This window comes from Nonomuraea sp. NPDC049655 (assembly GCF_044465465.1).
Lineage (GTDB): Bacteria > Actinomycetota > Actinomycetes > Streptosporangiales > Streptosporangiaceae > Nonomuraea.
Genome location: NZ_JBITLS010000008.1, coordinates 135330 through 158166, shown reverse-complemented (window position 1 = coordinate 158166; position 22837 = coordinate 135330). Strand labels below are relative to the sequence as shown.

The 22837-nt window shown below is 73.4% G+C and carries 16 protein-coding genes; 2 read left to right on the top strand and 14 right to left on the bottom strand.

Annotated features, from left to right (window positions below):
• Positions 1–142: 142 nt before the first annotated feature.
• The 5 genes from ACIBQ6_RS25970 to ACIBQ6_RS25950 all read right to left on the bottom strand — a co-directional run bounded on the left by ACIBQ6_RS25970 (position 143) and on the right by ACIBQ6_RS25950 (position 5251).
• Positions 143–1249: a nitronate monooxygenase family protein gene (locus ACIBQ6_RS25970; protein ID WP_358282866.1), complete on the bottom strand. Its 1107-nt coding sequence runs from the start codon at positions 1247–1249 to the stop codon at positions 143–145.
• 88 nt (positions 1250–1337) lie between these two features.
• A complete protein-coding gene (locus ACIBQ6_RS25965; RefSeq protein ID WP_397214962.1) occupies positions 1338–2078 on the bottom strand; it encodes an SDR family NAD(P)-dependent oxidoreductase in 741 nt (246 codons plus the stop codon).
• Positions 2079–2130: 52 nt separating this feature from the next.
• Complete coding sequence (locus tag ACIBQ6_RS25960) at positions 2131–3450, bottom strand: FAD-binding oxidoreductase (RefSeq protein ID WP_358282862.1); 1320 nt, start codon at positions 3448–3450, stop codon at positions 2131–2133.
• A complete protein-coding gene (locus tag ACIBQ6_RS25955) occupies positions 3447–4334 on the bottom strand; it encodes a decaprenyl-phosphate phosphoribosyltransferase (protein WP_358282860.1) in 888 nt (295 codons plus the stop codon). The genes ACIBQ6_RS25960 and ACIBQ6_RS25955 overlap by 4 nt, the downstream gene beginning before the upstream one ends.
• Entirely contained in the window at positions 4331–5251 is a 921-nt protein-coding gene (locus ACIBQ6_RS25950; protein WP_358282858.1) for a DUF3068 domain-containing protein, read from the bottom strand. Before ACIBQ6_RS25950 ends, ACIBQ6_RS25955 begins: the two co-directional genes overlap by 4 nt.
• 120 nt (positions 5252–5371) lie before the next feature.
• Here ACIBQ6_RS25950 and ACIBQ6_RS25945 point away from each other — a divergent pair, with 120 nt between their 5' ends.
• Positions 5372–6619 (top strand): acyltransferase family protein, encoded by a 1248-nt coding sequence (locus ACIBQ6_RS25945; protein ID WP_397214959.1) that lies wholly within the window; start codon positions 5372–5374, stop codon positions 6617–6619.
• On the opposite strand, the gene ACIBQ6_RS25940 is transcribed toward ACIBQ6_RS25945, so the two are convergent.
• The gene (locus tag ACIBQ6_RS25940; RefSeq protein WP_397214957.1) at positions 6562–8385 is read right to left on the bottom strand and encodes an ArnT family glycosyltransferase; all 1824 of its coding nucleotides are present in this window, start codon (positions 8383–8385) and stop codon (positions 6562–6564) included. The two genes, ACIBQ6_RS25945 and ACIBQ6_RS25940, sit on opposite strands and share 58 nt — an antisense overlap.
• A 34-nt stretch (positions 8386–8419) precedes the next feature.
• Between ACIBQ6_RS25940 and ACIBQ6_RS25935 the strand changes: the two genes are divergently transcribed.
• Positions 8420–9157, top strand: coding sequence for a methyltransferase domain-containing protein (locus tag ACIBQ6_RS25935; RefSeq protein WP_358282852.1), 738 nt, complete (start codon positions 8420–8422; stop codon positions 9155–9157).
• Here the strand turns inward: ACIBQ6_RS25935 and ACIBQ6_RS25930 are convergent.
• The 8 genes from ACIBQ6_RS25930 to ACIBQ6_RS25895 form a co-directional block, all read right to left on the bottom strand.
• Complete coding sequence (locus tag ACIBQ6_RS25930; protein WP_397214955.1) at positions 9098–10075, bottom strand: DUF3068 domain-containing protein; 978 nt, start codon at positions 10073–10075, stop codon at positions 9098–9100. The genes ACIBQ6_RS25935 and ACIBQ6_RS25930 overlap by 60 nt on opposite strands.
• Complete coding sequence (locus ACIBQ6_RS25925) at positions 10072–11910, bottom strand: hypothetical protein (RefSeq protein WP_397214953.1); 1839 nt, start codon at positions 11908–11910, stop codon at positions 10072–10074. The genes ACIBQ6_RS25930 and ACIBQ6_RS25925 overlap by 4 nt, the downstream gene beginning before the upstream one ends.
• On the bottom strand, positions 11907–16046 hold the full coding sequence (locus ACIBQ6_RS25920; RefSeq protein WP_397214951.1) for an alpha-(1->3)-arabinofuranosyltransferase family protein: 4140 nt from the start codon (positions 16044–16046) through the stop codon (positions 11907–11909). The genes ACIBQ6_RS25925 and ACIBQ6_RS25920 overlap by 4 nt, the downstream gene beginning before the upstream one ends.
• Complete coding sequence (locus tag ACIBQ6_RS25915) at positions 16043–17266, bottom strand: glycosyltransferase family 4 protein (protein WP_397214949.1); 1224 nt, start codon at positions 17264–17266, stop codon at positions 16043–16045. The genes ACIBQ6_RS25920 and ACIBQ6_RS25915 overlap by 4 nt, the downstream gene beginning before the upstream one ends.
• Positions 17267–17348: 82 nt before the next feature.
• Positions 17349–17480: a hypothetical protein gene (locus tag ACIBQ6_RS25910; protein WP_260477562.1), complete on the bottom strand. Its 132-nt coding sequence runs from the start codon at positions 17478–17480 to the stop codon at positions 17349–17351.
• A 124-nt stretch (positions 17481–17604) separates the two neighbouring features.
• Positions 17605–19113, bottom strand: a complete 1509-nt coding sequence (locus ACIBQ6_RS25905) for a hypothetical protein (protein WP_397214947.1) — start codon at positions 19111–19113, stop codon at positions 17605–17607.
• Between the two features lie 77 nt (positions 19114–19190).
• A complete protein-coding gene (locus ACIBQ6_RS25900) occupies positions 19191–21368 on the bottom strand; it encodes an acyl-CoA dehydrogenase (RefSeq protein ID WP_397214945.1) in 2178 nt (725 codons plus the stop codon).
• A gap of 70 nt (positions 21369–21438) precedes the next feature.
• Positions 21439–22221, bottom strand: coding sequence for a hypothetical protein (locus ACIBQ6_RS25895; protein ID WP_397214943.1), 783 nt, complete (start codon positions 22219–22221; stop codon positions 21439–21441).
• Positions 22222–22837 lie beyond the last annotated feature (616 nt).

Below are 22837 nucleotides of genomic sequence, written 5' to 3'. Positions count from 1 at the left end.
GAGGGAGAGCCGGCGGAGAACGGCGGCCTGCGGAAGGAGTCAGCCCCGCAGGCCGTCGAGGACCGTCGTCACCAGATGCTCGCGGACGCCGCCGGGATCGTCCCGGCCCGGATGCCACGTGCCCACGGTTACAGCCGGGCGATCAGTCCCGGGTGATGCGGTCGAGGCGTTCCAGGGCCTCCGCGTACTCCTCCACGAGCCCGAACACCACGTCCTTCGTCGAGCGCACCTGGTTGGTCAGGCCGATGACCTGCCCGGCGGGGAACGTGGCCAGCTCCGAGGCGTCCGAGCGGCCGATCCGGCGCAGGGCGTCCGAGACGAGCATGAACTGCAGCGGCATCGGCAGCGTGCCCGGCGACTCCTGCGACTCCCACGCCTCGGTCCACTCGTTCCTGAGCAGGCGGGCGGGCTTGCCGGTCCAGCTCCGGGAGCGCACGGTGTCGCGCGAGGTGGCCTCCAGGATGCGGCGTTTCGCCATCTCGGGGGTGTCGGCCTCCTCGACGGTGAGCCAGAGGGAGCCGGTCCAGACGCCCTCCGCGCCCAGCGCCATGCCGGCCGCCATCTGCCGGCCGTTCCCGATGCCGCCCGCCGCCAGGACGGGGACGTCCACGGCGTCCACCACCTGCGGGATGAGCACCATGGTCGAGATCTCGCCGGTGTGGCCGCCGGCCTCGGTGCCCTGGGCGACGACGACGTCCACGCCGACCTCGACCTGCTTGAGCGCGTGCCGCGGGGTCGAGGCGAGGGCGGCGACCTTGACGCCGTGCCGGTGGGCGAGCTCCACGACGTCGGCCGGGGGCGGCCCGAGGGCGTTGGCCAGCAGGGCGATGGGATGCCGGAGCGCGACCTCGACCTGGGGACGCGCGGTGGCGTCGGTCCAGCCGAGCAGCACCCGGCCGGGGTCGGCGTCGGACGACAGGGGCGGCACGCCGTGCCTGCCCAGCAGGTTCTCGACGAACGCGCGGTGCCCCTCGGGGATCATCGCCTGCAGGCGGCCGACCAGCTCCTCGGGGGCGAAGTCGGCGCCCTCGTAGGAGGCGGGCATGACCACGTCCACGCCGTACGGTCTGCCGTCGACGTGGTCGTCGATCCACTTGAGCTCCATTTCGAGCTCTTCCGGGGTGAAGTAGAGCGCGCCGAGCACTCCCATGCCGCCCGCGCGGCTGACCGCGGCGACCACGTCCCGGCAGTGGCTGAAGGCGAAGATCGGGAGCTCGATTCCGAACATGTCCGTGACCCGTGTCCGCATGGCCCGACGATAAGCCGCGCCGCAGCCGAACTGCAACGTGTTCTACTCTAGAACCTTTCGTCGGTCGGCTTCCGGCTTGAATCGCGTTCTAGCGCGGCAGCCGCCGCCAGAGGGGCCGCGGCAGCAGGCGCAGCAGGCCGAACGCCGGGCCGAGCGCCCGCGGCACCCACACGGACGACGCGCCCTCGCGCAGCGCGCGCACGGTGGCCAGGGCCACCTGGCGGGGCGTCGAGGACAGCGGCGCCGGGGGCAGGCCCTTCGTCATCCGGCCGATCACGAAGCCCGGACGCACGATCAGCACGCGTGCGCCCGACCCGTGCAGCGCGTCGCCGAGCCCCTGCGCGAACCCGTCGAGCCCGGCCTTGGCCGAGCCGTAGACGAAGTTGGCCTTGCGCACCCGCGCCCCGGCGACCGACGAGAGCACCACGAGGGTGCCGTGCCCCTGCTCGCGCAGGACCCTGGCGGCGTGCAGGTCCACGGAGACGTGGCCGCCGTAGTTGACCGCGACGGCCTCGGCGGCGGCGGCCGGGTCGGCGTCGTAGTCGTCCTGGCTGCCGAGCACGCCGAACGCGGAGATCACCACGTCGAGGTCGCCCACCAGCTCCACGGCCCGGGCCAGGACGGCGGCGTGCGACCCCACGTCCAGCGCGTCGAACGGCAGGACGTGCACCTCGGCGGCGAGGTCCGCCGGCGGCGCGAGCTCGCCCCTGACGGCCAGCACGACCCTGGTCGCGCCCAGCCCGACCAGCAGCCGGACGATCTCCAGGCCGATCTCGCTCCGCCCGCCCAGCAGCAGCACGCTGTCGACGGCCCCGAGCGCGTTCCTCACGACGCCCCCCGCCCCGGAGCGGCGGCCGCCCGGGTCGCGTCAGAAGTGGTGGTCACAGTCGTAGTCTCCTGGACAGGTCCGAGCGGAACAGGCCCTCCGGGTCGGCCTCGTCCCTGATGCTCCGCCATCGTTCCAGTTCGGGGTACATCGACGCCATCATGTCGGCGCGCAACCGGGCGTCCTTGGCCAGGTACACCCGTCCTCCGGCCTGCGCGACGCGCTCGTCGAAGCCGCGCAGGAGCCCGCTCAGGCCGCGCTGACCGGCCGGGATGTCCAGGGCCAGGGTCCAGCCGGGCACGGGGAAGGACAGGAAACCGCCCGAACCGGGACCGAACCGCTTGAGCACGGTCAGGAACGACACCGTCCCGTGCGCCGACAACGACCCGACGATGCCGCGCAACGTCTCCTCCGCGCCGAACGGCACCACGAACTGGTACTGCACGAAGCCGCGCGAGCCGTACATGCGGTTCCAGCCCTCGACGAAGTCGAGCGGGTGGAAGAACGGCGCGATGCCCTGCGTGACGGTCGCGCTCGCGGGCGCTCTGCGGTACCAGAGCTCGTTGAAGGCCCGCACGCTGAGCCCGTTGAGCAGCCCGTCCGGGGCCCACGGCGGCGCGTGCAGCCGGGCGCGCGGCGCGAAGACCGGCGGCGCCTTGTCCCCGTCGCGCGGCGCGTGGTCGCCCCTGGTCAGGACGCTGCGGCCCATCCGCCGGCCGCGGGCGAGCAGGTCGATCCAGGCCACCGTGTAGCGGTAGCGGTCGTCGGTGCGGGCCATGACGTCGAGCGTCTCGTCGAGGTCGGCGGTGCGCCGTACGTCCACCCGCATCAGGGACGACTCGACGGGCACGCAGCCGAACGTCGCCTCGGCCACCACCCCGGTCAGGCCCATGCCGCCGAGGGTCGCCCGGAAGAGCGGATCGCCGGGGCGCAGCACCCTGGCGGCGCCGTCGGCGGTCACCAGGGTGAGGGAGCGCACGTGCGCGCCGAAGGAGGAGTCGCGGTGGTGGTTCTTGCCGTGCACGTCGGCCGCGACGGCCCCGCCGACCGTGACGTGCCTGGTCCCGGGGCTCACGGGCACGAACCAGCCGCGGGGCACCAGCGCCGTCATCACCTCGTGCAGGCTGACCCCGCCCGCCGCGGTCACGACGCCGGTGCGCTCGTCGAAGCTCCAGGCGTCCAGGCCGGTGCAGTCGAGGACGAGGCCGCCGGCGTTCTGGGCGGCGTCGCCGTACGAGCGGCCGAGCCCGCGGGCGACGACACCGCGGCCCGGCGCGGCCACGACCAGGTCGCGCAGCTCGTCCAGGGAGCGCGGGCGGCGCAGCACGGCGGGGGTGGGCGAGGTGCGCCCCCAGCCGGTGAGGAACGTGCTCACGCGTAGATCCCGAGCCCCACCAGGACGACCAGCGCGGCGGCGAAGACGAGGGTGGGCCGGTCGCGGATCACCAGTTCCTCGGGCTCCTCGCCGCCGCCCCGCTCGACCAGCAGGTTGTGCCGGAGCACCAGGAGCAGGAACGGGACGATGCTGAGCCCGTAGAACACGTTCTCGTGCGCGTTCAGCGCCCACAGGCAGTACGTGACGATCATCGCCCCGGACGCCATGATCCGCACGTGCGTCAGGTACGCGGCCGGGTAGGCGGCCAGCGTGGCCCGCGTCCCCGACACGCCCCGCGACCGCAGCTCGGCCTCGCGCTTGCCGGCCACCAGCTGCAGCGCGGCCAGCGAGACGACCACCAGGAACCAGCCGGTCACCGGCACCCCGACGGCGACGGCTCCGGCGTAGGCCCTGATCACGTGGCAGCCGGCGACCGCGATGAGGTCCACGACCTCCTGGTGCTTGAGCCAGGTCGTGTAGGCCAGGGTCAGGGCGACGTACCCGGCGACGACCGCGGGCGACTGCCAGCCGCCGGTGAGCGCGGCGACCGCGGGCGCGAGGACCAGCAGGACGACGCCCGCCACCCGGGCCGTGCGCACCGACACCGCGCCGGAGGCGACGGCCCGGCGGCGCTTGCGCGGGTGCAGCCGGTCGGCCTCCACGTCGGAGGCGTCGTTCAGCAGGTAGGAGCCGCTGGCGGCCAGGCAGAAGGCGGCCAGGACGAGCAGCGCCGCGAGCAGGCGGCCCGGCTGCCCGAGCACCCCGGCCGCCATGGGGGCGGCCAGGACGAGCAGGTTCTTCAGCCACTGACGCGGCCGGGCCGCCCTGACCAGGGCCAGCGCGGGCGCGGGCGACCAGGGCCGGGCGACCACGCCCTGGCTCATGCGGACCGGCGGCCGCGCAGGGCGAGCAGCAGGCCGCCCAGGAGCAGGACGACCCCGACCACGCCGAGCACGATCGGCAGCGTGGTCCTGATCAGGTTGATCTGGCTCTTGCCCTCGGAGGCGCTGTCGACCAGGCCCTTGACCGTGTCGTCGGTCATCTTGGCGGTGGCCACGAACGCCTTGGAGCGCTCGATGCCGTCCTGGCTCTTGAGCACTTCGTTGCGCACCTGCTCCTGCTTGACGGGCGCGCCGGTGGTGGGCTCGATCCAGTAGGTGACGGTGCCGGAGTAGAACCGGTTCAGCTGCACGTCGCCCGAGGTGCCCATGCCGAACCAGGCGGCGGGCGCGTTCAGCGTCTGCGTCCTGGTCTCCGGGACGGTCTGCTCGAACTTGTACGTGGCCAGCCCGTTGACCTGCTCCTCGCCGACGAACCTGGCGTCGAACGCCTTGCCCGCGCTGGCGTTGAAGACCTGGTAGGTCTTCTTCTCCACGTCGAACGGGAACTTGTAGATCTGGCCCTGGAGCTGCACCGGGGCCTTGTCGATGCTGGCGCCGCAGCAGTTGAGGCCGACGCCGGAGCGCTTGTCGAAGGCGCTGCGCCGCTCGCTGAAGTTGATGCCGGGCTTGCTGTTGGTGACGTCGTTGACGGCGGTGAACTCGTCCCAGACGACGCGGTCGTCGTTGGCCTCCTTCACGTCGCCGCGGGTGGTGACGATGATGTCGAGGTCGGCGGTCAGCACCTTGCCGTCCGGGATGCTGAAGTACTGGGCGCCCGTCGCGTGCAGCTTGCTGATGCTGTACTGGTCGCCCTTGGCGGCCATGAAGGCGGGCGCGACCTGGAGACGCACCAGGGGAGCCAGAACGATGAGGAATGCCCCGACGGCGATGAGGACGCTGCCAACGACGACCCGGTTCATGGACCCTCCATGTGCGCAGGTGCACTGACGCCTGTTTGGGTGGTTAAGTACTGAAACGAACTACCTACTCGCCGGTATGTTATTGCGACGAGTGACCGACGTCACCAGGGATGCGGAAACGTGACCGAAACAGGTTCTACTTCGGGCGGGGTGCCGGTGGTCTCAGGACACCAGACCTCGCTCGACGGCGTGCGCGCCGTGGCCGCCTTCGCCGTCCTGCTGTTCCACGTGTCCATGGAGGCGGGGACGGCGCTGGACCCGGGGTTCCTGGGCGGCGTGCTGTCCAGGGGCGAGATCGGCGTGCCGATCTTCTTCACGCTCTCCGGCCTGCTGCTGTACCGGCCGTGGGCGGCTGAGGCGCTGCTCGGCGACCGGGCTCCGGACACCCGCCGCTACCTGTGGAAACGCTTCTTCCGGATCATGCCGGCGTACTGGCTGGTGGTGGCCGTGGCGCTGCTGCTGTGGGGCGAGGCGCACCGGGCCGACCCCTGGACGTGGGCGCAGATGTTGTTCCTCGTGCACACCTACGACATCACCCCCTGGTGGTACGGCCTCGGCCCCAAGGGGCTCGGCCAGATGTGGAGCCTCGCGGTCGAGCTGACCTTCTACCTCACGCTCCCGCTGATGGCGGCGGTGCTGCGCAGGTTCGCCCTGCGCGGCGACCCCGACCTGCGGACCAGGGGACGGCGGCTGCTCATCGGCCTGGCCGTCTTCGGCGCGCTGTCCTACGTGTACACGGTCTTCGAGTACTTCCCCGACTACCGGCCCTGGATGAACGTGTGGCTGCCGCGCTCCTGGACGTTCTTCGTGCCCGGCATGGCGCTGGCCGTGCTGACCGTCTGGGCCAGGGCCGAGGACGGCCGCGCGCGGCGGCTGAGCGCCGCGCTGGCCTCCTCCTGGGGCACGTTGTGGGTCATCGCGGGCCTGGCCTACCTCATCGCCGCCACGCCGCTCACCGGGCCGCGCGCGGTCGGCCTGGGCAGCATCTGGACCGCGTTCACCGAGCAGGGCCTCTACACGCTCGTCGCCTTCTGCCTGGTCGCCCCGGCCGCGCTGGCGGCCGGACGGCCCACGCGGGTGCACGAGCTGCTCGGCGGCCGGGTGATGAGCTACCTGGGCCAGATCTCCTACGGCGTCTTCCTGTGGCAGTTCGTCATCCTCTACCTCTGGTACGACTTCACCGGCCAGCGGCCGTGGACCGGCAACCTCCTGGTCAACCTGGTCGCCGTCACCGCCATCACGGTCACCATGGCCGGGCTCACCCACCGCTACGTGGAGGAGCCGGCCAGGCGGCTGATCCGCCTGGTGCCTCAGCGCGCCGCCGGGCCCGGCTCGCCGAAGGCCACCGCCCTGAGGCAGAACGCCTGACCCTGCGCCCCGGCCGCGGTGATCCGCATGCCCTTGCCCGGCCCGTCGTGCGGCACGTAGAACAGCGCGCCCATGGCGCCGGTCGCGGGCAGCGTGGCCGCCCGCTGGGCCTCGCCGACCTCCACCACGACCTGCACGGGCCGCGGGCTGACGTACGACATGGCCACCACCACGCCGGGCCCGCCGAAGGACTCGACGGGGAACTCCTTGCCCGCCGGGTAGCACTTGCGCCCCTTGACCGCGTCGAAGAACGGCACCACCCGCCCCACCAGGACGAGCTTGCCCGTGTCGTCCAGCACGTACGGCTCCGCCGAGGGCCGCGGGTCGCGCATGCGCTCCCTGGTCGCGTCGTCGGCCAGCGGCGCCAGCACGTACGAGGTCATCCGGCGCTCCCCGTTCCACGGCAGGACGATCTCCGGCGGCACGGGACGGGAGTAGATGTCGGCCTCCCCCGCCGCCGCGGCCAGCGAGGCTCTCGCGTTCTCCAGGTACGTCCTGACCCGGTCGCCGGTGAGCGTGTCGCCGAAGGTGTTGATCGAGATCAGCGACGCGATGACGAAGACGGCGGTCAGCGCGCCGCCGACGGCCGGCATGCTCGCCGGCACCGGCCGGCGTAGGACGTCGGGCTCGTCCTCCACCGGCATGACGGCCAGCGCCAGGCAGAGCGCGAAGAGCACGGCGGCGTCGGCGACGTACCGGGTCTCGGCGCCGACCAGGTCCCAGGCGGTGGCCCGCGCGATCACGGTGGGCACCGCGTCGGCGACCACCACGTAGACCGCCAGGATCGCCCACGCCCGCCAGGCCCGCCTGCGGTACACGCAGGTGACCACGACCAGCGCGGCGAGCACCGCCCACGCCACGGCCACGGTCACCGGGGCCGGGTCGGCCAGCCCGCCGGTCGAGGTGACGCCGCCCCAGCGCAGCGGGCCGCCGACCGCCCCCGTCGGGAAGGTCTCGCCCAGCAGCCTGCGCAGCAGCCCCGGGACCACCTCGGCCTTCGGGCCGGTCAGCGCGTCGGCCCCGGCGGTGTCGCGGCGCAGCCAGTAGAGCAGCGCGTACCCGGCCAGCAGCAGGCCGTGCGCCCACCAGACGGGCCTGCGCAGCTCGGCGAGCAGGGCACGGGCCCACAGGCCACGCCCGAGATAGGCGCTGCTGACGCCGAGCACCACGAACGGGATGAACACCCCCTTGGTGGAGAAGGCCATCCCGACGGCGGTCCAGGCCAGGGCCCGCCAGCGGCCCTTGCCCTCGCGTACGTACCTGACGTGCGCGGCCAGCGCCGCGATCAGCGCGAGCTGCAGCGGCACCGCGTTGAGCGCGGCCGACCACCAGCTCATGGCGGGCACGGTGAGCGGCGCGAACGTGTAGACGGTCAGCGCGGCGAGCACCGCCGCCCGGTCGCCGAACAGCCGCCGCAGCAGCACCAGGAACATGACCGAGGCCGCCCCCTGGATCGCGACGGTCACGAACGACACCAGCGCCCAGCTGTACGGCGCGACCGACGTGAGCAGCCACACCAGGCCGAGCGCGCCCGGCATGAGGTGCCCCTTGTGCACCCTCATCAGGTACTCCCAGGTCGGCCCGCTGTCACCGGCCCCGGCCACGAAGAGGAAGTCGTCCTCGACGAAGTAGGCCTTGCTGAGCAGGCTCGCCCGGAACACCAGCGAGATCAGCACGATCAGCAGGCCCACGCCGATGACCGGCCCGGTGCGCACCGCCGGGATGGTGATCTGGAAGGGCTCGGCTCGCTTGACGTCTTCAGCCATGGACGTATCCCTCCACTGCAGTAAGCTCCGCGCCGTGGACACCGAACCGTTCCGAGCGGATCTCGGCAGATCCGTCCGGTTGCTGCGCGCCTTCCGCCTGGAGCAGAGCGACCCCGACTTCTTCTACGGCACCCTGGCCAGGGACACGGTGGCCCAGCTCGCCACCTACACCGACCTGGCCGGCGCGACCGTGGCCGACATCGGCGGCGGCCCCGGCTACTTCGCCGACGCCCTGCGCGCGGTCGGCGCGCGCCCGCTGTGCGTCGACTGCGACGCCGGTGAGATGCGCCTGCGCGACGGCGTGCCGCCCCGCGACGCCGTGCTCGGCAGCGCGCTCGACCTGCCGCTCGCCACCGGCTCGGTGGACGTGTGCTTCTCCTCCAACGTGCTGGAGCACGTGCCCGACCCGCTGCGGATGGCCGAGGAGATGGTCCGGGTGACCCGGCCGGGCGGCGTGGTCTACCTGTCGTACACGATCTGGTTCTCGCCCTGGGGCGGCCACGAGACCTCCCCCTGGCACTACCTCGGCGGCCACTACGCCGCCCGCCGCTACGCCCGCACCCACGGCAAACCGCCCAAGAACGTCTTCGGCGAGAGCATGTACGCCATCGGCGTGGCCAAGCCGCTGGCCTGGGCCCGCAGGAGGCGCGACGTGGAGGTCCTCGACGCGATCCCCCGCTACCATCCCCGCTGGGCCAGGCACGTCGTCCACCTACCTGGCATCCGCGAGCTGGTCACCTGGAACCTGCTCCTCGTCCTGCGCCGCAGGTGAGCGCCGCCGCGACAACCACAGGGCGGCCGCCACGCAGCCCGCGCCGAGCAGGCCGCCGCCGACCGGCGCCACCGTGCCGAGCAGCAGGATCCAGCGCTTGTAGGCGGCCGCCGTCGCCAGGGCCGCGGCGACGTCCGGCTCGGCGGTGCGGAAGTCCGCGTCCAGGGCGGTCAGGCGGCCCCGGCCGTCCGCAGTGACCAGCGTCTCGGTCACCTCCTCCAGCGTCCTGACGGGCAGGCCGCTGACCGGTTCGACCCAGTACGTGCGCCGGATCTCGGCGTAGCGGCCGAGGCCGACGTCGCCCTTGCCGGGCAGGCCGAGCAGGCGGCGCGGCAGCGGCGGCGTCTCGCCGGGCACCAGCCGGCGCGGCGTGCGCTGGACGTAGCGGTAGGTCTCGACGCCGCGCACCCGCTCGACCCCGTCGAAGACGGCCGTCACCGAGCGGCGCAGGCGCAGGTCGAACAGCGGGTAGTCGCGGCGCTCGGCGTTGAACGGCCAGCGGAAGGCCTGCCCGGTCTGCCGGACGGAGACGTCCTCGTCCAGGTACTCGCCGCAGCAGTTCACGATCTCGCCCGTACGCCGGTCGAAGGCCAGGCGGCGCTCGTGGTAGTCCAGGCGGTGGCCGTCGCGGGTGGCCAGGGAGACCGACTCGCCCCACACCGCGCGGTCGTCGTCGCCGGCCAGCACGTCGCCGATCAGCCACCGGGTCTGGACCAGGTCGCCGGTCGTCTGCCGCATGGTCGCCGGGTCCACGTACGTGGCCGACTCGGCGGTCGCCCTGGTCATGCTCTGCTGTTCCAGGGGGGCCTTGAGCACCCGGTCGTAGACGTACAGGCGGCTCAGCGGGATGAGCGTCAGCAGGAAGGCCCCCACGGCGGCCAGCACCAGCGCGAGGCTCCTTCGGCTCGGGACGGTCACGGCCGGGGCACCGCCTGTCCCGGCGTCACGTCGCCCAGGCACAGGCCGGGCGGCACTTCGTGCACGACGATCCGGTCCGCGCCGGGCACGGCCAGCACGAAGACCCGGCCGAAGCCCGCGCGCAGCTTCATGTCGGTGGCGCGGTCGCCCATCCACAGGGTGACCGTCGTGTCGGAGCGGGCCGCGTACCCCAGCCTGACCAGGGTGCCCTCGACCCGGGTGACGCGGTTGTCCAGCGGCACCTGGACGGTCCCGCCGGTCACCGGCCAGCACCGGTCACGGGTCGTGGGCACGAGCGGGATGCCCTGCACGTCCACCGGGCGCAGGCGGCCCTGGTCGTCGAAGACCAGGCCGTCGAGCGCGGCGGGCGGCGCCTGCATCCTGGCCCTGAGCGCGGGCGTGGCCAGCGCGCCCAGCACCCGCGAGGTCAGGCTGTAGGTCCCGTACGAGTTCGGCAGCACCTCCATCGGCACCAGCCGGTCGTAGATCACGCTGTCGGGGGCCGCCCTGGCCAGCTCGGCGCGGGCGGTCTCGATGTAGCCGTGCCGCCGCTCGGCCCCCAGGTACCCGGCGAAGAGCGTCACCGTGACCAGGGACGCGCCCGCGAACAGCCCGAGCGTCGCGCCGGCCGCCCCGGTCACCCGCTCCCGCGCCGGCAGCGCCCTGCGGTACGGCTCCTCCTCGCCGCGCAGCGGCAGCAGCACCAGGCCCACGACCAGCGCGAGCAGCGGGACGGCGTCGGCGACGTACCGGGTGTCGGTGCCGACGAACGAGCCCAGCAGGTGGACGCGTCCCCACAACACCGGCAGCGCGTCCGCGACCAGCAGGTAGCCCAGCAGCGTGGCCCAGGCCAGGACCGCCCGCCTGCGGTACCGGCTGGTGATCACCACCAGCGCGGCCAGGACGGCCAGGGAGGCGATGACCAGCGGCAGCGGCGGCGAGGCCACCCCCCAGTCGCCGCCCGCGAACCACCGCCACGGCCCGCCGAGCACGGTGGTGGCGAACGTCTTGCCCAGCAGCTCCCACAGGAAGCCCAGGGCCTGGTCGAAGATCGGCAGCGCCCCGCTGTTCGGCGCCGACGAAGACCGCTGGACGTAGAGCGCGCCGAAGGCCACCAGCACGGTCACGTACATGGCCCAGGCGGCCAGGTGGCGGCGCAGCGCGGCGCGCAGGCCGCCGTGGTAGATCGCGGTGAGGGCGAACAGCAGCAGCGGCAGCGCGAAGCCCTTGACGAAGCCCAGCAGCCCGACCAGCACCCACAGCGCCGCGGCCACGGCGTGCCGCAGCCGGCCCGTCCGCAGGTAATGCCAGTGCGAGGCGACCGCCATGGGCAGCGCGACCTGGAGGAAGACGGTGTTGAGCCCGGCCGCCCACCAGGCGAGCGCGGGCACGGTGACCGGCGCGAGCAGGAAGACCAGCAGCGGCACGAGGGTCGCCGGCCGCCTGCCGAAGACCACCCGCAACATGCGCAGCACGCCCAGGGCGGCCAGGGCGTGCAGCGCCAGCACCGTGCCGGCCGCCCACCCCCAGTCGAAGGGGTGCAGCCGGGAGACCAGCCAGGCCACCAGGAAACCGCCCGGCATGAACTGGCCGAAATGGATCCGGGTCAGGTAGTCGAAGGACAGGTCGCCCTCCATCGCCCTGGCCACGAACTCGTAGTCGTCCTCCTTGAAGTACGCCTCCTGGACGACGGCCGCCTTGCCCGCCACCGAGGCGGCGATGAGCACGAGCCCGGCCAGCAGGACGCCGTGGCGGCGGGCCCACCGGGCGGCACGCGCCACCGGGCCGGGAACCGTGATGACGGTCCCCGGACGCGGCTTGATCGTGTCGGTCACGGAACACTCGTCATGGTCGGGCCGCCTGCGGCGACGGTGATCGGTACGGTGGTCTGCCGGGCCGGCGCGCGTCTGGCCGCCACCTCGACGAGGAGCTGCCCGAGCAGCGGCAGGCAGAGCAGCTGCGCCCACAGGCCGCCCGCGCCGAGCGCCACCGCGGCCGTGGCGGCCAGGTAGAGCGCGAGCCCGCCGGGCGGCCCGAGCAGCAGGGTCCAGCGCCGCCGCCCGCGCAGGTGCTCGGCCTCCCGCAGCGGACGCGACCAGGCGCCCAGCACGAACGCCACCCCGGCCACGCCCGCCCCCGCCGGCCCGCCGACCCAGTAGCCGAGCGCCACGGCGAACACCGCGACGTGCCGGATCCGTGGCCGGGCGGCCAGGACGGGCGCCAGATGGCGTCCCGGCCGGCCCCTGCCCACCAAGGCCAGCCCGGCGACGAGCAGCGCCAGCGCCCCGCCCGCGGCGAGCCCCGCCCGGTACGGCTCGTCCGGCTCGTAGGTGAGCGTCACCGTCCCGGCCGTGAAGGCGGGCAGGAACCAGGCCTGCCGCCAGCCGTCGAGCCGGACGGGCTTGAGCGGCGCGGCCCCCAGCGTGGCCTTCCAGCCGGCGTTGAAGTTCTCGTTGACCACCAGGTAAGCGTCGTCCTGGACGTTCACCTGGACGACCCGCTCGCCGGCCGCCCACGTGGTGACCGGCGTGCGCCGCATGACGGTCGGCCCGGCCGCGGGGCTGCCCGGCTCGTGCCGCACGACCGCCGACTCGACCCGGTACGACTCCCCCGGCCGCACCGACAGCCGGGTGGGACCGGCCACGAGCTGGAGCCGCTCGCAGGTCTCGAAGGTCACCGGCCGGCCGGTGACCACGTCGTGCAGGGTGCCGCCGGTGACGGCGGTGTGCACCTCGTTGCCGTCGATGGTGAGCGTGGGCCCGAAGCCGCACGGCAGCGTGAGTTTGAAGCCGGTCAGCGCGCCGAGCGGCCGCACGCCGGGGAAGGCCACGTCGCTGATCTCGATCGGCCGGCCGCCGGACGCGCCGAACTCCAGCGCGACCTTCCTGGCCTTCATCTCGGGGAAGCGGACGAGCCCGTCCGTGCCGACCCAGCTCTGCCGGACGCCGCCCTCCGCGCGGATCGTCACCCGGACGGGAGGGGCGCCGAGGTAGGAGTCGGGCGTGATGACGCGGATCTGCGACAGCTTCGTCTCGCGGGCCAGCTCGACGTTCAGCGTGGGCCTGGGGTCGAGCGGGTCGGCGAACCAGGCCGTCTTCGGGTCGCCGTCGAAGGCCCAGCGGCCGCCCGCCGCGCCGCTGTCCACCGCGGTGGAGGAGGCGCGCACGGTCAGGGAGTCGCCGGGCAGCGTGCTGAGGCGTTCGATCGTCGCGCGGTCGGTGACCGTGGCGCGGCCCGAGATGCCGTACGCGCCGTCCTTGCCGGTGACGAAGGAGCGGTCGAAGCCGTTGCCGTCGTCGCCCAGCACCTCGTGGCCCTTGGCGCAGCTCCAGGCGGCCGAGCCCCGGACGCAGCCGGGCACGTCGCCGGTCCTGGCGACCGCGATCGTGGCCGGCTCGCCGGTGTCCTCGCGCGGGTCGGGCACGACGATCGAGCGTCCGGGCCGGACGCCGGGGATGGCGAGCTCGGTGATGCCGACCCGGCCGCCGAGGCGGTTCGCCGGTTCGTACGCGGTGGCGACGACCTTCACCCGCAGCCGCTCGACCGGCCCCTTCGGCACGGCCAGCTCCTGCGGGTCGGCGGTCGCGCGCACCTTCTGGCGCAGCGAGCCGGCGCCGGTCTCCACGACGACCTCGCTGGGCGGCGGGCCGATCGGCGAGTTCTCGAACGCCACCTGGATCGTGGGGATCGTCAGCGGCTCGGCGAAGGTCACCTCCAGCCACTCGCCGACGGCGCCGTTCCAGCCGGTGGAGCGCCAGCTCGTGCGCCGGTCGCCGTCCAGCGCGGCGAAGGGCTGGTGGCCGGGCTCACGGCTGTTCGCCGCGGCGCCGACGTCGGCCTCGGAGCTGGAGGCGGTGACGCCCGCGACGCCGGTGAGGCCCGCCGTGGAGACGTACCGCGCCCAGCCGGGGTCGAGCAGGTCGCTGGAGGGCGAGCTGCCGCGCAGGGGCTCGTCGGCGGTGAGCGTGGCGCTGGCGTTGCGGCGCAGGTCGGCGAAGGCGACCTCCCTGCGGCGCAACGTGTCGGTCAGGATCGTGTCGTGCGCGGGCACCTTGACCACGCCCGCGTCGTCGTTGAGCAGGACGGGCCGGTCGTCGTCCAGGAGGCCCTGCTCGGCCAGGGAGAGCACGGACTCCGGCGCGCCGCCGACGCGCAGCGGGCGGGTGGCGTCCACGGTGCCGACCAGCGGCGCGGCGCCGGCCACGCGGTAGATCTCGACGGCCGGGTAGGGCTGGTCCAGCCAGGCGGCGGCCCGGCCGTACTGGGCGATGCCGACGCCCGGCCCCATCTGGGCCACGAGCGAGACGCCGGGCGAGTCCTCCAGCGCCTGGTGCACCCGGGCCGGCCAGGCCGTGCCGATCGTCGCCCGGTCCAGGTCGTTCCGGACGACCAGGTACGACACCCCCATCCGGCGCAGCGTGGCGGCCAGCCCCGGCGAGCCCTTGCCGGTGGCCAGGCGGTCGTCCACGGCGGCCATGAGCCGCGAGATGCCGGCCGAGCCCCACGGCACGATCGTGTGGGTGGCCCAGCGGGCCTGCGAGAGGGCCTGCAACGGCTCGTCCAGGGGGCGGCCCCACAGGTACTCGCCGCGTTTGGCGCCCGGCACGGCCAGCACCATGCCGTCGCCGGCGTTGCGGTTGAGCCAGGTGATGGCCTGCCGCCAGTAGTCGGGAATGGCGGTGAAGCCGCCGGCGGGGGCGAGACCGGCGTACAGGACGGGCAGGCCCGACAGGGTCACGAGCCCGGCGGCCAGCACGGTCAGGGGCGTGCGCAGGCGCGGGCGGGCCAGTGAGAGCAGCCCGGCGAGGCCGAGCGCGACGGGCAGCCTGATCAGCGCGTCGAACTTGTGCAGGTTGCGGAAGGCGGCGAGCGGGCCGTCGAGCAGCCCGACCATCAACTGCTCGTGCGGCGTGCCGGGATGGCCGGTCGTGATGACGGCGATCCCGCACAGCAGGCTGATCAGCAGGAACGGCCGCTCGGGCAGCCGGCGCAGGGTGAGCCCGGCCAGGCCGAGCGCGGCCACGGCGGCGGTGACCACGATCAGCCACGGGACGGTGGACTGCTGGTGGGCGTCGGGCAGCCAGGTCTGGCCGTCCACGGTCAGGAAGCTGAGCCAGCTCGACGTGCCGCGCAGCGCGTTGACCAGCGACGTCACGCCGGTCGTCGCGGTGGCGGTCTCGATGTAGGGCAGGAAGGAGAAGATGTAGCCGCCGAGCGTGAGCAGCGGGACGGCCCACCACAGCGAGGCGAGCGCGACCAGCGGCAGCCACCAGGCGATCAGGCGGCGTTTGACCGGCCCGCCGCGCCTGGTCAGCAGGTACACCATCGGCACCACGAGCACGGCCGCCTCGGCCACCGCGTTGACGCCGCCGCAGAAGAGGAAGGCGAACGCCGACAGCGCGGCCGCCCGGCGCGGCGTCAGCTCGCCCTTGGCCCCCTTGACCAGCGGGAGCAGGATCCACGGCAGCACGGCGCTGGGCAGGAACTCCGAGGAGTTGATGCCGATCAGCGCCTGGGCGTGCGGCGCGAGCGCGTACACGAAGCCGGCCAGGACGCGGGTGTGCGGGCCGCCGACGCCGAACGCGCGGGCGAGCTGGACCACGCCGAGGAAGGCGACGCACAGCACGAGCGACATCCACAGCCGCTGGACGGCCCACGACTCCATGCCCAGCTTGAGGAAGATCGCGTAGAACGGGCCCATCGGGAACAGGTAGCCGTACGCCTGGTTCTGCAGGTGGCCGAAGTAGGCGCCGTCCCACAGGTGCAGCGCCCGGCCGAGGAAGCCCAGCGGGTTGACCGCCATGTCGAGCTTCGTCTCGGGGATGATCTTCTCGGTCGAGGTGTTGAACGCGATGGCGCCGAGCAGCAGACAGGAGGCGAGCAGCCGCAGCCTGTGCCTGATCCGGGCCTCGTAGCTCTCGACGGTGGAGTCCCCGCGTTCCCCCGGGGGTCCAGGCGAGGCTTGGGTCACTGAGGGGCTCCGCCGCAATCTTGGAGTTTCGCCAGGATAAGTCCGGTCATGTTAGCCCCAGTTCGGGCCCACGTAAATTCCCCGGCCCAGGCGCGGCAGGCCGCGGCCACCTCCGCCCGCCGCCGCGGGTCGGCCAGCTCCTCCAGCGCGCGGCCGGTCACCTCGGCCAGGCTCTCGCCGTCCCGTACGAGCCAGCCGGTGACGCCGTCCCGCACCGAGTCGCGCAGCCCGGCCACGTCGTAGGCCACGGTCGGCACGCCGAGCGCGGCGGCCTCGATCACGGTCAGCCCCCAGCCCTCGAACTCCGAGGCCGTCACGTTGAGCCGGGCGGCGGCCAGCAGGGCGTTCTTGCGCGGCTCGGGCAGGAAGCCGTGCAGCTCGACCCGGCCGTCCAGGCCCCGGCCGGAGATCCGGGCGGCCAGGGCGTCGCGCTCGGGGCCGCGGCCCACGACGTGCACCCGCAGGCCCGGCCAGGCGTCGCCGAGCTCGGCGGCCAGGTCCACGACGCGCTCGATGCGCTTGTGGCCGATCAGGCGGCCGGCGTACACGAGGGCCGGCTCGCCGACGGCGGCCGGCGGCTCGCTGCGCGCGGGCTCGGCGCAGCCGTTCGGCACGACGGTGACCGGCGCGAGCCAGCGCAACTTCGTGGCCAGGTCGCGCCTCGACGACTCCGAGACGGTGACCGTCAGGCAGCGCCGGTAGACCAGCCGGGCCACCTCGCCCTCCACGAAGCACCCGATCCGGGCCAGCCAGGCGGGCAGGAAGGCGTGGAACTGCCGGTCGTGGACGTGGTGCACAAGGCTGATCACGGGCGTGCGGCGGCGGACGACGAGCGGGGAGAAGAAGGGGATGCCGTTCATGGTGTCGATGACGACGTCCACGCGCCGCCGGTGGATCAGCAGCCAGAGCGGGACCAGCAGGTAGACGAGGTACGGGTTGCCCATCCTGCGCAGGTCGACGCCGTCGAGCACCTCGGCGCGGCGCTGCCCGCGCTGGCGGCCGGTGAGGAACACGACCGAGGCCCCCTGGCTCAGCAGGAACCGGCTGACCTGCCAGGCGTACTCCTCGGCGCCGCCGGCCGTGGACTGGCAGGGTTCGCGGAAGTTGAGCATCGCCACGCGGACGCCCGCGAGTGGCCGCTCGCCCGCCGTCGCGTCGCTGTTCCGCGGCTCGATCAGCCGTGCCGTGTCCGCCTTGCGCTCACCGGTAAAGACCACCATCACTCCTCGTCGGCGGGCATGCGGGCATGGCGGAGCCACACTCCGTGCTCGCTGTGTATGGCCCCGCGTCAAGCGGGATGGATCACCTGGTGCCGTAGTTGTAGAGCGGCTGGTTGGGCGGGGTGAGCGACGGTGAGGCCACGTTGACCACCGCGACGGAGGCTCCGACCGCCAGCAGGGCTCCTATCGCCAGGGCCACGAGAAGTCGCAACACGAAGCTCTCCCTTCCTTCCGGTGACGCGGTGTGCCGAGACTAGAACGTGTTTCGTCTTGAATCCATAACATTGGTCAAACCGTGATAAAGCAAGTTACCCTCCGGTACATCATGAAACAGCCGGTCAACGCCGCAGCAAGCGCAGCTCTTCGCCGTCGAAAACCGTTCTCCAGCCGGGCGGCGCGGACGGGAACCCGTTCTCGCCCGCGGCCATGAGGAGATACCTGGCGGGCAGGTCGCCGTAGGCGCCGGCGACCAGCAGGTCACCGGTCAGGCGGTTCAGCGGGTCCTCGCCGCGCACCCGCAGCCGGCCGCCGCCGGGCAGGCCGACGAGCAACGTGTCGTCCCAGAGCACCCGGCGCCGGAACAGCTTGGTCGCCGGGTCGAGCACCACGCGCCCGCCGTTCCAGGCGAAGGCCCGGTGGGCGCCCCACGGCAGCGACACCAGCGGGCCCGGCGCGGGGTCGCCGTCCACGATCCGCTGGACCGCCGTCCATTCCGCCGGGTACGTCACCGCCTCCAGCCGGCCGAACGCGCCCAGCGCGAACGTCGGCATCGCCAGCACCGGGGCCAGCACCCCGACCAGCGCGAGCGCGCCCGACCGCAGGACCGAGGCCAGGCCGACCGCCGTCAGCAGGGCCAGCGGAGCCAGGTATGCCTGGCCGTCGCGCAGCGGCCCGAACCCCGGCCACAGGGCGATGAGCCACATGAGCGCCTCGCGTCCCGGCTGGAACGCGCCCAGCCCGGCGACGCAGAACCCGGCGGCCGCCGCCACCGCCAGGCCGCCCCACCAGGCGGGCCGTTCGGGGGCCGCGCGGAGGCGGGCGTAGCCGTACAGGCCGGCGAGGACCAGGAGGAGCCGGGCGGTCGCCGTCCACCACGCCTCCTGTCCCGGCAGCCCGGCCTCGGCGTTCCAGATGCCGCCGAGCGAGAGCAGGCTGCCCAGCACGCCGAAGGGCCCGTCGGCGCGGGCCGCGAACGCGTCCACGCCCGCCGGATCGGTCACCGCGCCCGAGCCGAGCGCGGGCACCGCCCACGGCAGGCTGTACGCGACCAGCACCCCGGCGGCGACCGGCACCCTGCGCCGGGCGACGGCGATCGGCATCAGGGTGAGCCAGGACACCAGCATCGCCTGGAACCCACCCACCGCCGCCGGCAGCAAGGCCACCCCCAGCCGCCCGAACCGCGCGAACCCTCCGGAGGTCTCCCGCGTGAGCGCGCGGATCGCCCACGGAAGCCCGGCCACGCCCAGGAGCAGGGCCCACTGGCCGAGCATGAGCCGCTGGGCGAGGTAGAGGTTCCAGGCGTAGAACGCGGCGGCCACGAGCCGGGCGAGCCTGCGCTCCGGCGGAACCAGCGCCGCCGCCCCGGTCGCGGCCAGCACGAACACGGCGACCAGGGCCGCCTTCTGCACGATCTCCACGGGCATCGCCCTGGACAGCAGCGCCACGACCAGGTCGCTGGGCACCGCCCGGGGGAAACCACCGCGGTCGGGCCACAGGGGCGGATCGGGCACGAAGAGCAGGTCGTACCGGAGCACCAGCCCCCAGCCCAGCGCCGGGCCGAGCGCCAGCACCGCCAGCCCCAGCCCCAGCACCGCCGGCCCCCAGCGGCCCGCACGGCCTTCGAGCACCGTGACACCGCCTCTCCCTCGTGCCAGGACCGGCAGTCCGGGCACAAGGGAGATTAGCCGCCGACGCCTCACATGTGTTACTTACCGGGCTCGGGGTCCCGGGGCAGGCCCAGCATGCGCTCGCCGATGATGTTGAGCTGCACCTCGGTGGTGCCGCCGTAGATGGTCATGGCCCTGGTCGCGAGCACCGCCCGGTTCCAGTAGCCGGCGTCGCCGAGCTTCATGTCGGCGGCCACCACGGCCTGGGCGCCGAGCAGGCCGACGGCCGTCTCGGAGACGTGCTGGGCGTGCGAGGTGGACAGCAGCTTCCGTACGGACGCGTCGGCGCCCGGCTCGTTCCCGGCCAGCTGCTTGAGCGTGACCCGCAGCGACAGCGCGTTGATCGAGTGCCCCTCGCACACGACCCCGGCCACCTCCTGCTCCTCGGCCGGCGTGAGCTCGCGCCCGAGCCGGCCGATCAGCCCGAGCAGGTCGGACACGGACGCGCCGGTGCCGCCCGATCCGGACGACAGCGAGACGCGCTCGTTGGACAGCGTGTTGCGGGCGACCTTCCAGCCGTCGCCGACCTCGCCCACGACCAGGTCGTCCGGGACGAAGACGTCGTCGAGGAAGACCTCGTTGAACAGGTTCTCGCCGGTCATCTCGGTCAGCGGCCGGACCGTGACGCCGGGCGCCTTCATGTCCACCAGGAAGTACGTGATGCCCTCGTGCTTGGTGCCCTCGGAGGAGTTGCGGGCGATGCAGATGCCCCATTCGGCCACGTGCGCGACCGACGTCCAGATCTTCTGGCCGTTGAGCCGCCAGCCGCCCTCGACCTTCTCCGCCTTCATCTGCAGCGAGGCCAGGTCGGACCCGGCGCCCGGCTCGGAGAAGAGCTGGCACCAGATCATCTCGCCGCTGAGCGTCTTGGGCAGGAAACGTTCCTGCTGCTCGGGCGTGCCGTACACGGCGATGGACGGCACCACCCAGGCGCCGATGATCATCGCGGGCAGCCTGACCTTGGCGGCCTTGAGCTCCTGGGCGATGAGCACCTGCTCCAGCGGCTTGGCCGCGCGGCCCCACGGCCTGGGCAGGTGGGGCATGACGAACCCGCGGTCGGCGAGCGCCCGCTTCTGCTCCTGGCCCTCAAGGCGGGCGATCTCGGCGATCTCCGCACGGATGCCCTCGCGCAGTTCCTCGGCGCCCTCGGGCAGGTCGATCTCCATCTCGCGGCCGACGCCCTGCAGCGCGAGCGCGGTCACCGAGGCGGCCCACTCGGCCGACGAGCCGAGCAGGGCGCGCAGGGTGAGGGCGCGCCGGTAGTAGAGGTGCACGTCGTGCTCGAAGGTGTAGCCGATGCCGCCGAACGTCTGGATCGCGTCCTTGGCGCACTGGACGGCCGCGTCGGGGGCCATCACCCCGGCGACGGCGGCGGCGTACTCCAGCTCGCGGCCCCCGGCCCTGGTGGCGTCCCACACGGTGGCGCGGGCCTGCTCAAGGGCGACGAGCATCCGGGAGATCTTGTGCTTGATGCCCTGGAACTGGCCGATCGGGCGGCCGAACTGCTCGCGTACCTTGGCGTAGGCGGCGGCGGCCGTGACGCACCAGGACGCCAGCCCCGCGGCCTCGGCGCCGAGCAGGATCGCGGCCAGGTTGAGCACGTCGGGGCTCTCCACGCCGTCGAGCACACGCTCGGCGGGCACGCGCGCCTCCGACAGCTCCACCTTGGCCACCGGCCGGGTCAGGTCGAGCGACCGGACCGGCGTGACGGTGACGGCCGAGGCGTCGACGGCGATCCACTCCTCGCCCTCGGACGTGGTCACCGGCAGCACCAGCACGTCGGCCAGCGAGCCGGCCAGCACCGGGTCGGCCGTGCCGGACACGACCAGCGAGCCGTCGTCGGCACGGGAGCCGGTGAGCGAGCCGGACAGCGCGACGGCGCCCGTCAGCGTGCCGTCGGCGAGGGCTTCGAGCAGGTCGTGCCGCTTGGAGGCGTGGATGACCGCACTGGCCAGCACGGTCGGCACGTACGGGCCAGGGGCGAGCTTCTCGGCCAGCGCCTCGACGGCGACGGCCGCCTCCAGCAGCCCGTAGCCCGAGCCGCCGGACTCCTCGGGCAGGTGCAGGCCGAGCAGCCCCTGCTCGGCCAGGCCCGGCCAGAAGGGCGGACGTTCGTCCGACCCGGATCGCAGCAGCTCCGAGGGGATGTTCCGCTCGGCCCAGCCGCTCACCGAGTCGCGGAGCGCCTCGTGCTCCTCGCTCAATCCGATCGCCATTGCTCATCCTCCAGCCAGGTCAAAGTCAGTGCCCGATGCCCAGAACCATATTCTAGAGCATGCTTCTGGCCTAGAGGGGCCGCACCTGCTGGACGAGTGTGTTCAAATCAGCCCATCGCGCCTTGTTCTTCTCGGGAATCGAGGCCAGCAGCATCGCCGGCTTGGTCTTGCCCACCTCGACGACCGTCACCATGGCCTGGGCGGTCTCGCTCTTGCCGCCCGAGACGTAGGTGACCTTGTAGCCCAGCGACCAGCCCTTGCCGACCGGCACCTTCGCGGACCCGGTCCATGAGGTCAGCTCGGCGCCCGCCGGATACTGCGTGCGCAGCGCCCAGCGGGCCGCGCGGACGGCCATCTCGCGGTAGTCGGCGTCCTTGGAGGGCTTCTTCTCCGGGGCGTCGCCGGGGAACATGGCCGAGGCGATCACGGTGTGCGGCACCGCCACCTTGCCGATGCGCTGGGCGACGGTGAACGGCGCGAACGACTTGGCGTCCCAGGGCGCGGCCAGGCGCGGGTAGCTGATGCCGCTCGTCTTGTCGGAGATGATCCCGCTCACCACGGACGCCTTGCCCGGCAGCGTGGGGAACGCCTTGCTCGCCGGCACCGAGGGGAGCGCGACCGGCGTCTCGCTGGGGGTCGGGGAGGCGGTCGGGGTGGCGGTCGCGGCCGGCACGGGGGCGACGGAGACCGTCGTCCCGGCGGGGTCGCCGGTCGTGGGCACGTCGCCGGAGAACACGACGAAGATCAGCAACACCGCCGTGACGGTGACGAGGATGGCGCCCGCGAGATAGATCGCGCGGATGGGGATGTCCCCGATGCCACGCTTGTGCGGCTTGGTGACGAGCGGCGTCACAGGACCGACGACACCCGGCTGGCGCTGAGGCTGGGGCTGAGGCGACCTGGGCGCTCCCGGCGGCCACACCTGCACGGGCTGATGCTGCGACGCCCTCCCCGGCCCTGGCCGCTGCCCCTGCCCTTGCGCGTGCACCTGCCCCGGCCCTTGCGCAGGCCCAGGCCCTTGCGCAGGCCCTGGCCCCGGTCCTTGTGCGAGCCCTTGCCCCGCCCCTTGTCCTGGCCCTTGCGCGACCCCCGGGCCCGGGCCCTGCCGGCCGGCGCCTTGGAACTGCTGGTTCCCCCCCGGAGACTGCGGCGGGAGCGGCGGGCCTCCCTGCGGGCCGGACGGAGGCTGCGGCCGCACCTGCGGACCCGAGGGCGGCCCGGGATAGGGACGCGACTGAGGGCCGGACGGAGACTGCGGGCCGGACGGCGGCTGAGGAGTCGGCCGTACCGGCTGGGACGCACCCGGCCGCGGCGGACGCGGGATCTTGACCGTCTGCTCCGCAGGCGGCACGACTTGCTCGGCAGGCGGAACAACGACCTTGCGAAAGGGTTGGGTGTCCTGTGCTGATCTCTCGTCGCCGACGTCCGCCATGGCCTTGAGGTTACGTCACCGAAGAGCGGGATAATTC